The 16,983-nt window shown below is 40.3% G+C and carries 11 protein-coding genes; 2 read left to right on the top strand and 9 right to left on the bottom strand.

Annotated elements, in window-relative coordinates; genetic code table 11:
- Positions 1-4 precede the first annotated feature (4 nt).
- From EAG18_RS12370 to EAG18_RS12350, 5 genes are all read right to left on the bottom strand, one after another.
- Positions 5-2,686: a 7TM diverse intracellular signaling domain-containing protein gene (locus EAG18_RS12370; protein ID WP_125252770.1), complete on the bottom strand. Its 2,682-nt coding sequence runs from the start codon at positions 2,684-2,686 to the stop codon at positions 5-7.
- Between the two features lie 100 nt (positions 2,687-2,786).
- Positions 2,787-5,024 carry a TonB-dependent receptor gene (locus tag EAG18_RS12365; protein ID WP_125252696.1) on the bottom strand — a complete coding sequence of 746 codons (2,238 nt, stop codon included), beginning with the start codon at positions 5,022-5,024 and terminating at the stop codon, positions 2,787-2,789.
- 289 nt (positions 5,025-5,313) lie between these two features.
- Positions 5,314-7,554 (bottom strand): NAD(P)-binding protein, encoded by a 2,241-nt coding sequence (locus EAG18_RS12360; RefSeq protein ID WP_125252695.1) that lies wholly within the window; start codon positions 7,552-7,554, stop codon positions 5,314-5,316.
- A 100-nt stretch (positions 7,555-7,654) separates the two neighbouring features.
- Positions 7,655-8,632 (bottom strand): acetoacetate decarboxylase, encoded by a 978-nt coding sequence (locus tag EAG18_RS12355; protein ID WP_125252694.1) that lies wholly within the window; start codon positions 8,630-8,632, stop codon positions 7,655-7,657.
- A gap of 134 nt (positions 8,633-8,766) precedes the next feature.
- Positions 8,767-9,354 carry a dienelactone hydrolase family protein gene (locus tag EAG18_RS12350; protein WP_125252693.1) on the bottom strand — a complete coding sequence of 196 codons (588 nt, stop codon included), beginning with the start codon at positions 9,352-9,354 and terminating at the stop codon, positions 8,767-8,769.
- 511 nt (positions 9,355-9,865) lie between these two features.
- On the opposite strand from EAG18_RS12350, the gene EAG18_RS12345 reads away from it, so the two are divergent.
- Positions 9,866-10,651, top strand: coding sequence for a transporter substrate-binding domain-containing protein (locus EAG18_RS12345; protein WP_125252692.1), 786 nt, complete (start codon positions 9,866-9,868; stop codon positions 10,649-10,651).
- 78 nt (positions 10,652-10,729) lie between these two features.
- On the opposite strand, the gene EAG18_RS12340 is transcribed toward EAG18_RS12345, so the two are convergent.
- The 4 genes from EAG18_RS12340 to EAG18_RS12325 form a co-directional block, all read right to left on the bottom strand.
- The gene (locus EAG18_RS12340) at positions 10,730-11,302 is read right to left on the bottom strand and encodes a YceI family protein (protein ID WP_125252691.1); all 573 of its coding nucleotides are present in this window, start codon (positions 11,300-11,302) and stop codon (positions 10,730-10,732) included.
- 3 nt (positions 11,303-11,305) lie between these two features.
- Positions 11,306-11,881: a cytochrome b gene (locus tag EAG18_RS12335; RefSeq protein ID WP_125252690.1), complete on the bottom strand. Its 576-nt coding sequence runs from the start codon at positions 11,879-11,881 to the stop codon at positions 11,306-11,308.
- 402 nt (positions 11,882-12,283) lie between these two features.
- Positions 12,284-13,666, bottom strand: coding sequence for a cytochrome c oxidase accessory protein CcoG (gene ccoG / locus EAG18_RS12330; protein ID WP_125252689.1), 1,383 nt, complete (start codon positions 13,664-13,666; stop codon positions 12,284-12,286).
- A gap of 141 nt (positions 13,667-13,807) precedes the next feature.
- Entirely contained in the window at positions 13,808-15,235 is a 1,428-nt protein-coding gene (locus EAG18_RS12325) for a sigma 54-interacting transcriptional regulator (protein WP_125252688.1), read from the bottom strand.
- Positions 15,236-15,385: 150 nt separating this feature from the next.
- Here EAG18_RS12325 and rsmF point away from each other — a divergent pair, with 150 nt between their 5' ends.
- Positions 15,386-16,825, top strand: a complete 1,440-nt coding sequence (rsmF, locus tag EAG18_RS12320; protein ID WP_125252687.1) for a 16S rRNA (cytosine(1407)-C(5))-methyltransferase RsmF — start codon at positions 15,386-15,388, stop codon at positions 16,823-16,825.
- Positions 16,826-16,983 lie beyond the last annotated feature (158 nt).

Below are 16,983 nucleotides of genomic sequence, written 5' to 3'. Positions count from 1 at the left end.
ACTTTCACGCTTGTTCACTTTTTTGTTTCCCAGATTCAATTGCGCGAGTCATCGCACCTAGCAAATCATGTAACTGAGTATCTATATTTTGTAACTGTTTATTTTTCAACTTTTCATCAAGTTGATGGGCAATTTTATGTATATCAATACAGTCAAACATGGCAGCCGTGCCTTTGATTGCATGTACCGTCTTCGCTAAGGCCTCGTAATCTTGATACTTAGCTTGGTTCTTAATTTGTATGATTTGTTCGTGTAATCCCGATACATATTGTTGTTTCAGCTGATTAAACTCAGCTTCTGGCAGGTCAAGCTCTTCTTCTACTTTAATATCCAGATAGTGCGCTATTTTTTGACTAAAGATAAGTCTATCAATTGGCTTTGCAAGGTGATCGCTAAAACCTAGCTTCAAATAACGATCGATTTCATGCTGCATGGTGTTGGCGGTAAGTGCAATCACTGGTGTACTGCACCCTGTCGCTTGAATAAAGCTAAACGCTTGTTCACCATCCATAACCGGCATCTGAATATCAAGCAGAATAAGATCAAATTCGTTGTCCAGCACCGCTTGTACTGCAAGTTGGCCATTTTCCACAGCAGTAACTGATAATCCCATTCTTTCTAAGATCCGTTTGATTAACTTACTGTTATCGGTATTATCCTCCGCGAGTAACACCTCTCCTTTTAATGCCTGAGTAATTTCTTCTGGCACCTTGATATGCTCTCGTACATCCCCAATTTGTGCTAAGCTTTCTACCCACCTAGTTCTCTCCGTCGTATATAGCCCTAACGACAATGTAAATGCTGTGCCCGAGCCGACCTCACTTTCAACAAAAATATCTCCATCTAACTTATTCGCGAGACTCTTTGAGATGTTTAATCCAAGCCCAGTTCCTCCATACTTTCTTGAAGTAGAAGAATCAGCTTGGTAAAACGCACTAAATAACTCCTTTTGTTCATCTGCGGTCATTCCTATCCCAGTGTCACGCACCGTGATCAGTAACCTTTCATTTTGGCACGCAACATCGATTGAGATTTTCCCAACCGTGGTAAACTTCATGGCGTTAGAGGTTAAATTAAGCAAAATTTGACGCAACCGCGTAGGGTCTATTACAACAAAATCAGGTAATGGGAAATGATAATTTAGAGCAAATTCCAACCCTTTATCTCTTATCTGCTTACCCAGTAGAGAGTCCACATGTGCAATCGCCTGAAAGAGATTAGATTCAACCAATTCAACTTCGAGTTYATTCGCTTCAATTTTAGACATGTCTAAAATATCATTTATCAAGCCTAAAACATGTCTCGAGTTTTGCAAAATAACTGATATTGCATGATTCCGCTCATGAGGTTTTATATCTCCAAGCATAATGCCATCGGCATAACCTATAATGGAAGTCATAGGAGTTCTAATTTCATGGCTCATATTTGCCAGAAAACGGCTTTTTGCCTCACTCGCATCTCTAAGTTCTGCAGCAGCCTGTTCTAACTCATAAGTGCGCTTCAGGACTTTTGCTTCTAGGTTTTTGTTTAGCTCAATATTCTCCTCACTGGTGATCCTAAATTTATCAGCAACGGCAAAAGCCAATAAAAGTGCATCTAGTGCCGAGCCTATCAGCCCATACAAATACAAATTGCTTGATGACTCAGGAAGTAAACTGAGATTAGTAAAATTACCAATCATATTTGGCACAGCCATAGCAACATAAGCAAAAACAAAATAGCGTGCGGGTTGAAACCCTTCAGACCACCGCTTTACCCCAACAAATAAACCAAAACACATTGCAAGACCAGTCACTAAGGTTGCCCAAATAAAGCCAAACCCTGGAAAAAGAATGCAAAATGGTAAACCCAATGCAGCTATCACCCCCAACCAAATTGAAATTGAAACATAATTTGGATGGGCATCTTTAAGCTTTAATAGGTGTATGTAAAACAGTGCGTTAGTAAGCGGTGCAAGTGCAAAGCCCAACCAATGAAGATTAGCTGAATAAAACCCAAACAATTGGTCTGGTACGTGAAAAAAATGACTCCATGCAAACACCCAAACACAAGTAAATAGCGCGTAATAAAGGTGGGTAATATCTTTCGATCCGATATAAATAAGTAGATTATATAACCCCAGCACAATGCCAACCCCAAAGCAGAGTGTCATTATTAAGTTTTCATATACGATTTTGCGTTCAAAGTCCCTTAGCGGCTCAATAGTCAGCTTGACGGGTGTATAGAAGAAATCGCTCTCAAATAGAGTAATAATATAATATTCTTGGTTAGGCTCTAGATGAATTTGGTTTCCATAGTGAAATGCAAACTCGTTTTCGACCACACCGCCGGAAAATACACTGATAACAGATTGGGGCGTGTATATCCGAGACTCAATTTTGCTCAGCACGGTGTTGTAGGGGTATAGCACAAACTCACTAAGTGGACTTTGATTCTTCACTTTAGTCACTAAAAAATACCGACCTGAAAATAAAGCTCTTTTCTCAAAGGGTTGTTGAGTGGATTCCCAAGTCTGTATCTCATCCCAATTCTGAGGAAACCGGGTGCTAGATGTTGCCTCATAGATGCGCCCAATATTGTGAAGGTTTTGATAATGCCAAGGTTGTGAAAGCGTCAACGATTTTTGATCAGCAAAACAGGCTCCCGAAAACCAAAAAATACAGAGCAAAATAGATAAAAAGCGCATGCTAACGGGCATCCCTTTTCTATGAGCAGCTTTCTTTTCACCTAATTTGCGCAATTTTATACCTCAAAAATCTAATTACTATTTTTCCACGAATTAAAACTTAAAAGTGGTAGGTAACATCGAGTCCAATTCTTCTTCCTTCCCCTTTAAAATCCTCAAGCATGCCTATAAAGCTACTTAAGTCGAAGATTAAATGACTATATTCTTTATCAAGAAGGTTTTTACCCCACACTCCCACTTGCCACTTATCATATTTGAACTGTAAATTAGCATTCCACAGAATATAACTCGGCTGAGAGGCGTATAGCGACTCATTTTGATCGAAATAGTATTCACTTTGATAATCAAAGCCAACTCTCGCTTTTACTCCGACAGAGTTCCAACTAAATTTATGCTCAGCATGGCCTGCAATATTCCATTTGGATGTGAAAGGGAGCCGATTGTCTGTTAAGGCAACTCCGAGTGGGTCCACAAATTCTTCAAAGTTAGCCTCTGGAATATAACCAACATCTAGTGAAACCTGAGTTTGTTTCGACACGCCCCAAGTGTTTTCTAGCTCAACTCCATAAATAGTCGACTTGCCCACGTTTTTTAATAGTTGATAAGGGGGCGCTCCAGGGATCTCTGAGGCTTGATTCATAAAAACCTGTTGATCTTTATAGTCATAATAGAAAGCCGCAAAGTTAGTGCGTAAGTTAATCGGTTCGAACATTAACTTCGCACCCAGCTCATGCGCAATCAGTTTTTCTGGTCCGTAGCTAGCTCGTAAAGCAGCCGAGCGAGACACCAAGAAACCACCATTGTATCCACCACTTTTCACCCCATTTGCAAGGCTATAATACAAGCTTTTAGTTGATTCGAGCTTATGGATCACGGAGAATTTACCTGATAGGTTGGTATCCGATGTTTCACCTTGTATGTCGTATGAAGGAATTAAGATCCCAGCAGTGTTGTCGCCAAATGGGATGTTCATGTAGGAAAAAGTATCGTAGTCGACTTTTTCATCACTATACCTCAAGCCCAATAATAGCGCGGTTTCCTCACTCAGCCTGTACTCATACTGACCAAAAATTGCATGCGAGGAGATCTCTATATCGTTATCATAGTAGAAAGTTGCTGCACTTGAGCCGTTTTCGGTTCCTCGTAAGTCGCGTAAAAGATCATTGTAGTTATCTTGGTAAATACGCTCTTCAAGTTGAAATAAACCCAGCGTTAAAAATCCACGTGAACTGCCTTGCTCATATCGCAGTTCATTAGTTAACTTTTCAGTTTTTAGCCCTAACTCTCCCTCGCATAGTGAAAAAATACTACCATCGCAATTAAACCCATGTATGCGATCCAACCGATTAAAAGCGCTCAAATATACAAGTTGCGACTGTTCAGCCAGTTGATAAGTTAACTCTCCGGTGAGCCCTTTACTCACGCTGTGATGTTGCTGATAGTTATTTACTCTTACAGCCCAAAAATCGTCGCTGCCGCTATTAAAGCCAAATAGATCGACACAATTACTGCTGCCAAGCTGTGAATAGGCGCATCTCGTTCCATCAGCAGGGTTTGCGTAAATACCAATGTTACCAACTGGCTGTACCAAACCATTCCAATGACCATAATCAGCCTTTATGAAAAGGCTAAAATCGTCAAATTCACCAAAATAACTTAACCGAGCATCATTTTGTTCCATACCAGCTTCAGGAAAGCGATCATCAAGATTGTATGTGGTGTAATCGTACTTTTTGTGGCTTCCGGCAAACCTCATCGCACTATCGTTAGTAAGACTCAGATTGATTACTGTCGAGGCACTTGAAAGTGAGTCAGAGCCAATCCCGGCGGTAAGATAAGCATAATCGCCATCCTCAGGACGCTTAGTCCTTAGCAAAATAGCACCACCTGTCGTGTTGCGCCCAAACAGCGTCCCTTGTGGCCCTTTCAATACCTCTATTTGCTCCATATCAAATAGATTAATGATTTGATTATTTGCAGAGCCAACAGAAATTCCATCAAGATATAAACCAATGGGAGAAGTATTCGCGGTGTTATAATCAACCAGTCCCACCCCTCTTATGTTTATCGCAGGTGGTGTACCCTCTGCCGCGTTTTGGCTAATTTTTACATTAGATACGAGGCTTCCAAGCTCAGTTGTGTCTTTCACCGCGGCATCTTTGATTAGACTGCCAAAAATAGGTTTGACGGCAATCGCAACATCATTAATGGATTGCTTTCTTTTCTGTGCATAGACTTCGATTATTTCGATATTTTCTGCTTTGGCACTTGCCTCTGAAGAGATAGCAAAAAGTAACGCAAGAGTAACCGTGTTCATCAGCACATTTGAATGTGGCATAGTTTTAATCCCTAGCTATATCATGCAATTGCACTTTCAGTATAGCTGAATTAAAACGACCCCCAAGTAATTACACTTAATTAACCAGAAGTCTCGGTGTGCAACAAGCTAAGTTATTGTTTTTTAAATAGCTCCTTCCAGCGCTGTCTCATCTAAAAGTTTTACAGCGACCCCAACATCTTGGTATCAAGTACGGTAGTTTCCGTACCCGATAACCAAAGTTAAAACCTCACACTAATACCATTATTTGAAATATCGAGTGGTCATGGGTCTCATTTTCCACCGCATATCAGTCAAATGGTGCAAACCCTTGCTCACCACTGATTTGCTCTGGATAACCTGTAATTGCTCTACTCGTTTGCATACCCGCCATTACAGCGGCCTCTACACACCCAGCATTCACTCCTGTTTTTATCCAATCCCCCGTCAGATAAAGATTACTAAATACAGTCTCATTCGTTGCTAGGCGGAACTTACTACTGCCAACCACGCTTAATACATATCGCTCACTAGGATCTACATTAACCCGCCAATATTGTGCGTCAAACCTTGTCGCGCCAGAAGTATTGCCTCTATCAAACAACACGTTCCAGTCGAAGTCATCTCCATGGTAAGCTTCTGGCCAAAGTGGCTGCATCTGACTGGTTAACTTCTTTAAACCGTTTTCTTTTACTTCAGCTTTCATACGCTCGGGAAAATGATGATCTGATGGTGGCGGATAATTGGCACAGGTAAATGCACTACAAAAGTAAGCTATATTACTCGGCTTTTGGTCTTTCCAATCCTCAACTTCAAGTAAATTAGACATCGCAGCCCATGTGTCAAAAGGCTTCGAGAAAGCACTCAAAATTGGCCTTTCATCGCTTTGTGAAGGGTCATGAAAACCCAATTCACTGTCTGTTTTAGTCAACCATAGCTGCATCGCTTGCGTGGCTACTGTTTTAACATTTGTTGCTTGTTGCTTTAACTYTTCATCTTGATCCAATAAATTTTCACAAAGTGGCGAAAGTCCAGCCACAGATATTCCAAAAATAACTAAATCAAAATCTACAGCACGCTTTAGCGTTTTCCGCGGGAGTGGCTGTCCAAATGTGTGTTGGTATATCGACTCCCAATTGGACCAATAAGATTCCAAGTTCACCTCATGCTGTTGGATCAATTCAACTTGCTGTTGGTCAATTTGCCCCCAAATCGGTTCGCTTGGCCAACATGGCAAGTCTTTCACAGGCATTAATGGAGAATATGACTGCGCAGAATTTAATTTTACCTGTTCAATAATAGTGATTTCATCAACATAATTGCTTTCACCGCAAGTCACGCCTTTGAGCGCTTCAACTTGGTTGAAAAATTCGAATTTTACTCCTCTTGCTTTTAATAATTCGTATATGGGTGCAAAGATAATATCTCCCATACCAGCCTGCATTTTCCACATCACACCGCCGCGGTAACACAGCATAATTCTCAGCATAGCAAGAGAAGCGACTCCAGCTTCAACATTGGGCTTTTCAAAGTCACCATCCTCGTAGCCAAACACGAGGTCATAGAATCCCCTTACCGGAGCGGACTCTACAGACAGTGTTTCATTAGCACCATTACGCCTGAGCCATTGTTTAAAATCATATTTATCAATGTATCCAAAGCCTCTGGAATACACTTTATCGCGCAATAATCCGATAATCATAGCAATACCTAGGTCAAGACATATATATAAACGTCTTATGATCGGATTATCATCAATTAAGTCATTTACCTCTGATTTCAGCCAACGCCTAATTTTACGCACCATGTACCATACTACTAGGTGATCTTTCTTGTTTCCTAAACGATGGTCTGATCCTCTTACTGTTAAAAAAGCATCTAGTTGAGCAATCAATAATTTAGGAGTCGACAGCACTTCCTGAATTTGTTGCTCCGCGTCATCAAACAAACGCTTCGCTTTGTCCTCAATATCATCAAAGAAATTACTGACTTCCTGCCCTAAATGTGCCAACAAACTTTTATCTCTATTTTTTCTTGTTATGAGTTGTGTTGTTTTATGTGTCTTCACGACTTCATCTTCTATATCGTCAACCCATTTATGTAGCCACGCAGCAAGAAGTTTTAAAATCTGCCAAAAATGTAAATCCAATGTACCGTTTGCTGGATTGCCTGGGATAGTTGGAAAGTCAACAGACCAGGTCTGCCACTGCCTATCTATATATTCTTGGAGTACAACCAAACTATGTGGTTTTAAGGCTTGCTCCCACGTGTGGATGGGCTTGTTACTTGGGCGAGCTAGTTTGTCATACACAGTCTCAATCATTCGAAACGAATTTACATAGGCACCAAACCACACATGTAGACCATGCTCTTCGATGCGCTCACCATGTTTTGGATTGCGTCCACTCGCACCTTTACCTCCTAACCGCCAGCCTTGCTGATATATTGTAATGTCATAGCGTTCTTGCCAGTTTTCTTGCTCTGTCATATATACAGCAGCTGTCATAGCAGAAACGCCGCCCCCAAGGATAGCCACTTTCTGTTTGTTCATAGTTATTCCATTCACGTAACATTAGTTTAATGCACTCAATAATGAGGCTTAGCAATACCGAGAGACCACTTAACAGACGTATATCGCTTCTGATATTCGATTATCTGCGTTGAGTTGTTATGCCTGAAGTCGTCGATACAATCTCCTCTACACCCGCTTGATCAAAATCCATTTTTACATAGTACGGAAGTTTTAATTCACTTTTACCGAGTGGGATGCCAAACATCTTGTTTAACGGAAATGAATCTAGGTGTTGAAGATCAAGATGGAGGTCATCCTTTATGAAGCCAATTTTATGAATTTTCTTTACTTCAGACGGTGAGTGCACCACAGCCGAATACACGGCTTTTTCACCATAACCATCAGGAATTTGTTTGAACAGGATTTGATCCATTTGTGGATGTGTAAACCCGGACAGAAACTGCTTCAAAAATTGGCTATCCACATCTAAATCACATACAGAAGCTTTAAAAAGGGTGGCTATTTCGTCACCAACTTCCAACACCTCTTTTAACCAAGATTCACCATCATCTTCTGGATAAATTGATAATAAGTCATGCCAATCCATCTTGGTACTTGGGTTAAATGTTTTGAAAGTATCTAGAGAAAGAGAAAAGTGCAGTGGCTTGCCAAATTGCTCAGGCATTCGATAACGGCACAAGTATTTATTGTAACCCCAAATCTCTCTGCCATTGATAAGCGCATTTATGTTATTCACCGCAATAAATGCTGGATACCAATAAAGGTGTTCAGCCTTTCGGGTCTCAAGACTGACCTTAAGTATCGGTAACCAAATAATAATATCCGTTTCCTGCATATATCCATAATCAGAAAACGGTGCTACTTTTGACGCAATATTTTCAATGTCAGTAAACGTTAGCAAACACCAATTAGTTAGTGCCTTGAATGTAAAATCACTACTTGGCACTGTATTTAATGTGCTATCGATATAAGCCTGAATTTTTGCTTTTTCACCTTCAACAAAAAAGCCATACATTTGCGCATTAAGCATTCGACAAGGAGGCTTTGCAATCGGATTACTATAAAAATGTCGATAGTCTGGTAACTCTGGATACATCTTACACTCCTTTAATATAATCAAGAAAAACATATAACTAGTGTCAGGTTTAGTTCCAAATCACCTATGCTTCAAGTCCAGGTAGCATAAAGTTGGCTACTGTGAAGGTGTTAACTCCCCAGCCTTCCAGCTGACTACAAAGTAACGGGTTCAGCCAACACTGGGGTTGAGCTAACCCGTCCTTCCCTTTGGCAAAAATATTGATAATGAGAATATGCGTAAGAATCGAAGTTAGTAGATAGCTTATTCATAAAACCATGTAAATATCTTGTCCTCACGCAACTTACTCCCTTTTTACACCGAAGCGCATCAATAACAGGCTCAACATCAAAATGTGGTTCAACTTGGGCAAAGAATATAGAAACATCACAATTAGGCTTATGCTGTAAGTGATTTCTCAGCTGACTTGGGTAAAATGCAATCAGATGCTCGACCGAATTGACACTACTGAATTCAGATAAGGCAACCCAAGCAGCTGCGCCGCCTGCACTAAAGCCGATAATTAATTTTGGATTGAGAGTATCAATAGCTGCAACGACTTTTTCGGCAAAACGTTGATGGCCACATTGAGCTAAAAATAATTGGTAGCATTCAGCCTCTGTGACATTCGTTGGCTCCTCAACATAAGGTGAAAGTACCTTTACATCTCTACCAAGGCTATTAGCAAACCGCTTAACATGCTCTGTGTGGCCAAATATGTCGGTTACAATCAGAATAGTCATAGATTTTCCTTATAATAATTTATCGTTATTGGTTTGACTGGCTTCCTTACCTTTTTGGTCTCATGATCGTCAAATTAGCTTGCAGTATGCAGAAATGGTTTACTTAAATAGCCCGTGTTGCGCCATAGTAGGCTCGCTACAAAAGCACACTCCTATTAGCTAACTCAAAGTCGATTATAAAAAACGAGATACTATCTTAGCTTGGTATAATATGCTTTATAAATCAAAACAGTAAAATAGGTCATGTACACAATAGGACATGCTAGCGCTAAACATTTTCAAAAGAGTTCGGCTACTTGCTACAACCATTCTAAAACGTCTATTTTCCCAAAACTAAGACTTTATTTAAAACTAGCACACCCCTCCCTACTGTAAACATTAAATACAAATTAAATATACATTAATTTAATCATCAATAACGCAGGTGATGCTAAGCTTAGTATATGCGCGTTAAGGGCTTTAAAGTTTGATTAAAATCATATTGTTTTTTCTCACAATAACGTATGCCAGTATGAGTCATGCTAAGCAAATTACATGGATAGTCATCGACTTTGCGCCTTATTATATCCTTGCCGATCGATTAGAAGGCCAAGGAAGAGATGAATTACTAATTCAACTCATTCAACAATATATGCCTGACTATACCTTCAACTATAAGTTATATCCCGCTTCAAGGGCGATACACGAATTATCAAATGTTAATAACCAGTATTGTGTCATCTCTTTGTATAAAACCGCAGATCGTCAGCAGCACATCGCATTCAGTGACGAGTATTCGACCATCGGATTATCAACATCAGTTGCGCTGCGCAAAGATGTCGCTCACGCTCTAGGTGTTAAAGATAAGGCCATCAACCTCGCTTCACTGGTGACAAAGCATAAGCTAAATGTAGGCATTGCGGCTAACCGCTCATTTGGTGATGAGCTCGACACATTGCTTACTAATTTACCCAATAAACAAGTGTCAATAAGACCAGGGCGTGATGCTCTGGCGAGCTTAACGGTCATGCTACTTAAAAAGCGCGTTGATGTGATATTGGGTTATCCAAGTGAGCATTACTATCATAAATTACATGTCGACAAACTTGATGAGTTAACTCAGGTTAGGCTTGACCTTACGTCTCAAATAACAACAGGATTTGCTGGGTGCAGTAAAAATGCGAAAGGTCAAGAAGACGCCGCGGCAATTAGTTTGGCTTTAGGGAGTGTACGTAAAGACGAGCGCTACAGATTGACAATGTCTCGCTGGCTACCCGAGCAATTTAGACCTCAATTGGCAAGTGTTTTTAATAAGTGAAAACCGCTTAGCGTAGATAGCAAAGCGGTTTATGACATCATTACAAATGAATTAAATAAGACTAGCTCTTAGTTCGTATTATTTGCGGATCCCCTCCAAATGCAGTCCAATAGTCACGTGTGTGGAAGCCGGCCCCAAATCATAGTCAATGCCGTAATCTGCCAGTTTTAGCTGTGTTTCGCCTTCAAAACCAACTCGATAGCCTCCCCATGGATCTTGACCCTCTCCTACTTTTTTAACGTCAAAAGCTATCTCTTTGGTCACCCCATTTAATGTAAAAGTGCCAACAACGTTTGCGTGTGTTTGGTCACTAAACGTGATGGACTCACTTTTAAATATGGCCTTTGGATGTGCTTTCACGTTTAAAAAATCACTGCCTCGTAGGTGTTTATCACGCTCTGCATGATTTGAGTCAATAGAGGCTGTATCAATGACTACATTTATCTTTGAGGTATTTGGGTTTTTGGCATCATAACTAAACTCCCCCTCAAAGTTGTTAAAACGACCATGTAACCAACTATATCCCAAATGCTTAATCTTGAAATTAACAAACGCATGTGCGCCCTTGGTATCAATAGTATAATCAGCAGCACTGGCACTCACGGCCATTGTCAAAGCTGCAATACCAGCAGCTAAATATGGTGTTTTCATGTGTTATTCCTCATGTTTTTTTGGAGTCATAACCTTAATCATGCGCGCTAAGGTCTGATCTTTGTTTATAAAATGATGCTTTAAGGCGCCTAAGATGTGGATTAAAACGACAGCTATTAGCCCCCACGCAACGTATAAGTGAATAGTGCCCGCTATATCGCTTTGACGATCAAATAGCTCACCTGCACTTGCGACGGAAAACCAACCAAACACCTCTATACTTCTGCCATCAGAGGTCGAGATCAGGTATCCAGATAAAAATAAAGTAACTAAACCTAGGTACAAAACTAGATGAACACATCCCGCCAGAATGTTTTGTAGCCTTTGTAGAGGTGTTGCTGCGCTTAAAGGTTTAACCGCGGGATTTAACAACTTCCAGACCAAGCGCAGTAGTATCAATATGGACAGTAATATGCCAACGCTTTTATGAATGTACAGCGCATCCCGATAAAATGGATCATAATAGCTTAGCTCTACCATATATATGCCAAGGCAAAACATGCCGAATACTACAAAAGCACTGAGCCAATGAAATATGATGGCTATTACCCCATATCTTTGACGTGTATTTTTAAACATAATTTAGCTAATAAAACTCATTCTCAATAACATACATAGTAAACGCTAATAGTACGAAGAGAAATAGCGATATTTAGCGATTGGATGTGCATTTATGCACATATAAAAAAGCGCCCTACTAGAGGGCGCATTACGTCGGGGGAGTGTAATACCAGTTCGGCGTAATACAGCATCGGTATAAGAGAGCAAACCTGACTTAACTGGCACTAAAGGCACTCGCTAAAGAAGGACATAGCAAGACTTTTATGTGGCGGTTATAGGATTACTCACCTCAACTAGATTTCTGATTAGTCAAATTGGTATAGGGAAAATCAACACCTTGAGTGGTTGTATCAGCCACACTTCGCAAATCTATCTAGCTCGTGTAGCTCATACAATCAGTACTCAATTCATTAAATCGTGCTAGTTTTTATAAAAATAGCTATCTTTTGTAATACTAATCGTTGCATCCTGTTGCGACTCAATCGTAAATTGAATTGGGAGCCGCTTACCTTTTAAGTCATAACCATCAGCTGTCACTGTTACTGGGATCAATGCCATATCTCCACCAGCAATGTGGGTTGTCACCGGTGCGGTCAATTTGGCATTTGGCAATCCTTTTAAACTTACCGTATACGTCAAGTCATGCTGTGTTTTATTTATCACACTCAAGGTATAAGGGTTCTCTACTAACCCTTCATAATTAACACGGTACAGTGCATTACGGTCACGGATCACGGATGCTTCTATCGGTGTACGATTGAATGCCCAAATTACCATAGTAACCATGATCAATACCGTGATCGCACCATAACCAACAATTTTTAGCCTAAATGGATTAGATTTTTTACCTGCTTGCTGGTGTTCGCTTTGATATTTGATCAGATCTGGTTGATAACCAAATTTATTCATCGTTTCATTACACGCATCAATACACAACCCACAGTTTATACATTCATATTGCAAGCCATTACGAATATCTATACCAGCGGGGCAAACTTCAACACACAGGTTACAATCAACACAGTCACCTAACCCCTTTTGCTTTGGATCATCCTTACGTTTACGACGACCTCTGTTTTCACCACGCCCGCTATCATAAGTTACAACGAGTGTATCTTTATCAAACATAACGGATTGAAAGCGCGAGTATGGACATGCGACGGTACACATTTTTTCACGCAGAAAGCCCGCATTACCATAAGTACAAAATGCAAATAAAAATACCCAAAAGCAGGTAAGGCCACTCCACTGAAATGTAAACATGTCCAGATATAGCTCTTTTGCAGGAATAAAGTAAGCCATAAAGGAGGTGGCAGTGAATACTGAAATTAACAGCCATATAGCATGCTTGGCCGTTTTTTTAGCGATTTTTTTGCTATCCCAATCTGATTTATCAAGTTTTATTCTTTGGTTGCGAGTCCCCTCAACTCGATGTTCAACCCAAGTAAACATGAGCATCCAAATTGTTTGTGGGCATGTATAGCCGCACCAAACGCGTCCAAGCCATGTTGTGACAAAAAATAGCGCAAACGCACCTACCATGAAAATCCATGCCAAAATCATAAAGTCTTGTGGTAGGAAAGTGGCTCCGAAGATCTTAAACTGCTGAGTACCAAAATCGAGCAATATGGCCTGTTGCCCGTTATATGGGATCCAAGGAATAAGAACGAAAGTTAACATTAAGAACCAACCTAGGTTTCTCCTTATTTTTTGAAAAAACCCTTTTTGCTCTCTGACGTAAATTGGCCCCTCTTGCTTGTAGGGCTTAATGATCATGTCTTCTTCTTTGATATCAAACTTCATGTTATTTGCTACATTGGTAATACACAAAGTTTATATTGCAACTTTCAGACCAATCTGAAAGTTTATAAACAATTGATTATTAACAACTTTTAAAATAGCAAAAATATCAAATCGCGAAATATCACGAACAACCGCGAAATATCACGGATCTTTGCTAATTTTCAGCTTTTTCATTTTAGACCTTAGCGTACTTTCCGGTACACCCAGCTTCTCTGCTGCGCCATTTGTGCCTGATATTTTCCAATTGCACATATCAAGTACCCTTGTAATATGTTCGGCTTCGGCTTGCGCGAGTGTTAATACACCATGCTCTGCTCTTGTTTGCTCAGATAGGTTGAGTGATTGAGATAAATCAAGCAACCGCCCCTTAGATAAAATAGCCTCTCTCTCTAGTATATTTTGTAACTCGCGAATATTTCCCGGCCAATCATAGCCTTGTAACGCATAGAGTGCTTTTTTAGAAATACCTTTTAGTTGCTTACCGAGCTTTTTATTGAGTTGCATAATGATATTGTTTGCCAATACAGGGATGTCTTCAATACGCTCACGTAGTGCAGGTACTCGAATAGGAAAAACATTTAAGCGATAATAGAGATCCATTCTAAAGCTCCCCTCTTCAACCATCTGCCGCAGATCGCGGTTAGTCGCAGCAACAATACGGATATCGACTCGGATAGACTTACTCCCACCTACTCTTTCAAACTCGCGCTCTTGCAAAACTCTCAATAACTTACTTTGTGCTTCTAATGGTAATTCACCTATTTCATCTAAAAAGATGGTGCCCTTATCTGCCAGTTCAAACCGCCCTTTTCGTTTTTCATTGGCTCCAGTAAATGCCCCTTTTTCATGACCAAACAGCTCTGATTCTATTAATGTGGGAGAAAATGCAGCACAATTCACTTTGACAAACGGCTGTGACGACCGCTCACTAAGGCGGTGTAGGTTTCTGGCAACTAGCTCCTTACCAGTACCATTTTCACCCAAAATCAATACTGTACTGTCGGTCTTACTCACTAACTCTAGCTGCGCTAACATAGCTTGAAAGATATCGCTGTTACCGACTAATCCGGAGTCTTGCCAATTTTCATTTAAGGTTTCTAGCAAGTAAGCATTTTCATCTTTGAGCTGCTCGGTAAGTACTTGAACTTTATTTAATGCCTCGCGTAATGCGTTTTCCGTATTGTGTTGCTGTGAAACATCGCGAAATATCGCGACTGCACCTATAATTTGTTTATCTTTATATATAGGCGTAGACGTATACTCCACAGGAAAACAACTACCATCCTTTCGCCAAAACACCTCATGCTGTACTTGGCGTGTTTTACCATCAAACATCGTTTTATATATTTTACACTCATCTGCGGGATACTCACTGCCATCAGCGTGACTGTGATGATGGTATTGATGGATCTTTTTGCCCAGCAATTCGGCACTTTGCCAGCCCGTCATTCGCTCCGCTGCGGGATTAACAAACACGGCGTTTCCAGATAAATCAAAACCATAGATCCCTTCCCCCACTGCATTCAACAGTAGTTTGGGATCAGCCAAGAAATGTTTAATAATAGACATACAAAACCTCGCGATATTTCGCGAACATTCTATCTCTATTTGCAAGTGATGTCAGCCGGTTGTTCAAAAACGCCTACGTAGGTAACAAATCTGCATTTTTCCAAGCTAATTGGTATAAAATAGTGAAAAACTTACAACCTGAGTTTACTCGTGGACAAAACAACTTATATTCCTAACGACTTCATAGATGATGTAAAAACTTATCTTCCTGCGCACCTGAGTATTGATGATTTTATTGCTACCTGTCAGTCACCGCTGCGTCGAGCAATCAGAGTGAACACATTGAAAATGTCTATCACTGAATTTTTGCAATATTGTCGCGAGAACGACTGGCATGCTCAGCCTATCCCATGGTGTGAAGAAGGCTTTTGGATAACAAGAAGTGATATAGAAGAAGCGAAATTGGCGATTGGTAATACAGATATTCATTTAAGTGGTTGTATCTATGTTCAAGAAGCCAGCTCGATGTTACCGCCAACAGCGCTCAAAACCACAATTACTGACAATGATATCAATCTCGATATGGCCTCAGCACCAGGTTCAAAAACGTCACAACTTGCAGCGTATATGGGCGGACATGGGGTGTTAGTCGCCAATGAACTATCTTCATCACGTTTAAAAGCGCTTGCGGCCAATATGAAACGCATGGGAATACACAATGTTGCCTTGTCTCATTTTGATGGCTGTATTTTCGGTGACTATATGCACGAATGTTTCGACAACATTTTATTGGATGCACCATGCTCAGGTGAAGGGACTGTACGAAAAGACCCTAATGCACTAAAAAATTGGTCTATTGAGTCTAATGTTGAAATTGCGGCCGTACAAAAACAACTGATTGATAGTGCGTTTCAGGCATTAAAGCCAGGTGGTAGCCTTGTCTACTCGACATGCACATTAACGCCTTTAGAAAATCAACAAGTTTGTCAATATCTGATAGACAGTTACCCCGACGCTGTATCAATAGAGAGTCTAGCAACGTTATTCGAAGGTGCTGAAGATGCTGTGACACCCGAGGGGTATCTGCACGTCTGGCCTCAAGTTTATGATAGCGAAGGTTTCTTTATTGCCAAATTTACGAAGATCATGAGTGTTCCTGCAAAGGATCCGAAACAAAAAAAAGGCGTATTTCCTTTTAACCCCGTTGATAAAAAAACCGCTCAAACCTTTTCCAGTGTTTTAAAGAAGCAATTTGGTATCAGCGAGCTTCAAGGTACATTAATGGCAAGAGACAAAGAAGTATGGCTCTTTCCCAGTGGTTTTGATGCAATTCAAGCACGGATAAAATATGCTCGTATCGGTATTCTAGTGGGTACAACTCACAAAAATGGAATAAGGCTAGAACACGAATTTGCCACCGCATTTGGCCACCTCGCAACACAAAACATACTTGAACTAACAAAAACTCAAGCCAGAGATTATTTCAACGGCAAAGACATCCGTTTAGATACAACAACAACCCTGACCGGAGAAGTCGTACTAATGCTATGTGGCAGTGCCATTGGACTGGGTAAATGGCAAAAAAACAAAGTGAAAAATAGTTTACCGCGTGATTTGATCAAAGACGACCTGTTAATAACTTGGGTATAACCTGAATATACCCTTTTGATATTTTTAATATCGATTAAGAATATCACAGGCAACACTATGTTTTTTATAAACTTAATAAATAGTTCATTTATTTGTAAAAACGCTGAAAGGTTAACTAAACTTAACGTTACTTTCTACTTCTCCCTAAAGTCTTAGAA

The sequence above is a fragment of the Pseudoalteromonas sp. J010 genome (assembly GCF_003934235.1).
In the GTDB taxonomy this organism is placed as follows: domain Bacteria; phylum Pseudomonadota; class Gammaproteobacteria; order Enterobacterales; family Alteromonadaceae; genus Pseudoalteromonas; species Pseudoalteromonas peptidolytica.
Note: the sequence above shows the minus strand (reverse complement) of the source record. Positions and strands in the feature narration are given on the sequence as shown.

Excerpts from the sequence above, each read along its gene's own strand:
- EAG18_RS12355 (WP_125252694.1), bottom strand. The coding sequence starts at position 8,632 with ATGTATCCAGAGTTACCAGACTATCGACATTTTTATAGTAATCCGATT.
- EAG18_RS12340 (WP_125252691.1), bottom strand. The coding sequence starts at position 11,302 with ATGAAAACACCATATTTAGCTGCTGGTATTGCAGCTTTGACAATGGCC.
- ccoG (WP_125252689.1), bottom strand. The coding sequence starts at position 13,666 with ATGAAGTTTGATATCAAAGAAGAAGACATGATCATTAAGCCCTACAAG.
- EAG18_RS12335 (WP_125252690.1), bottom strand. The coding sequence starts at position 11,881 with ATGTTTAAAAATACACGTCAAAGATATGGGGTAATAGCCATCATATTT.
- EAG18_RS12350 (WP_125252693.1), bottom strand. The coding sequence starts at position 9,354 with ATGACTATTCTGATTGTAACCGACATATTTGGCCACACAGAGCATGTT.
- EAG18_RS12365 (WP_125252696.1), bottom strand. The coding sequence starts at position 5,024 with ATGCCACATTCAAATGTGCTGATGAACACGGTTACTCTTGCGTTACTT.
- EAG18_RS12345 (WP_125252692.1), top strand. The coding sequence starts at position 9,866 with ATGAGTCATGCTAAGCAAATTACATGGATAGTCATCGACTTTGCGCCT.
- EAG18_RS12325 (WP_125252688.1), bottom strand. The coding sequence starts at position 15,235 with ATGTCTATTATTAAACATTTCTTGGCTGATCCCAAACTACTGTTGAAT.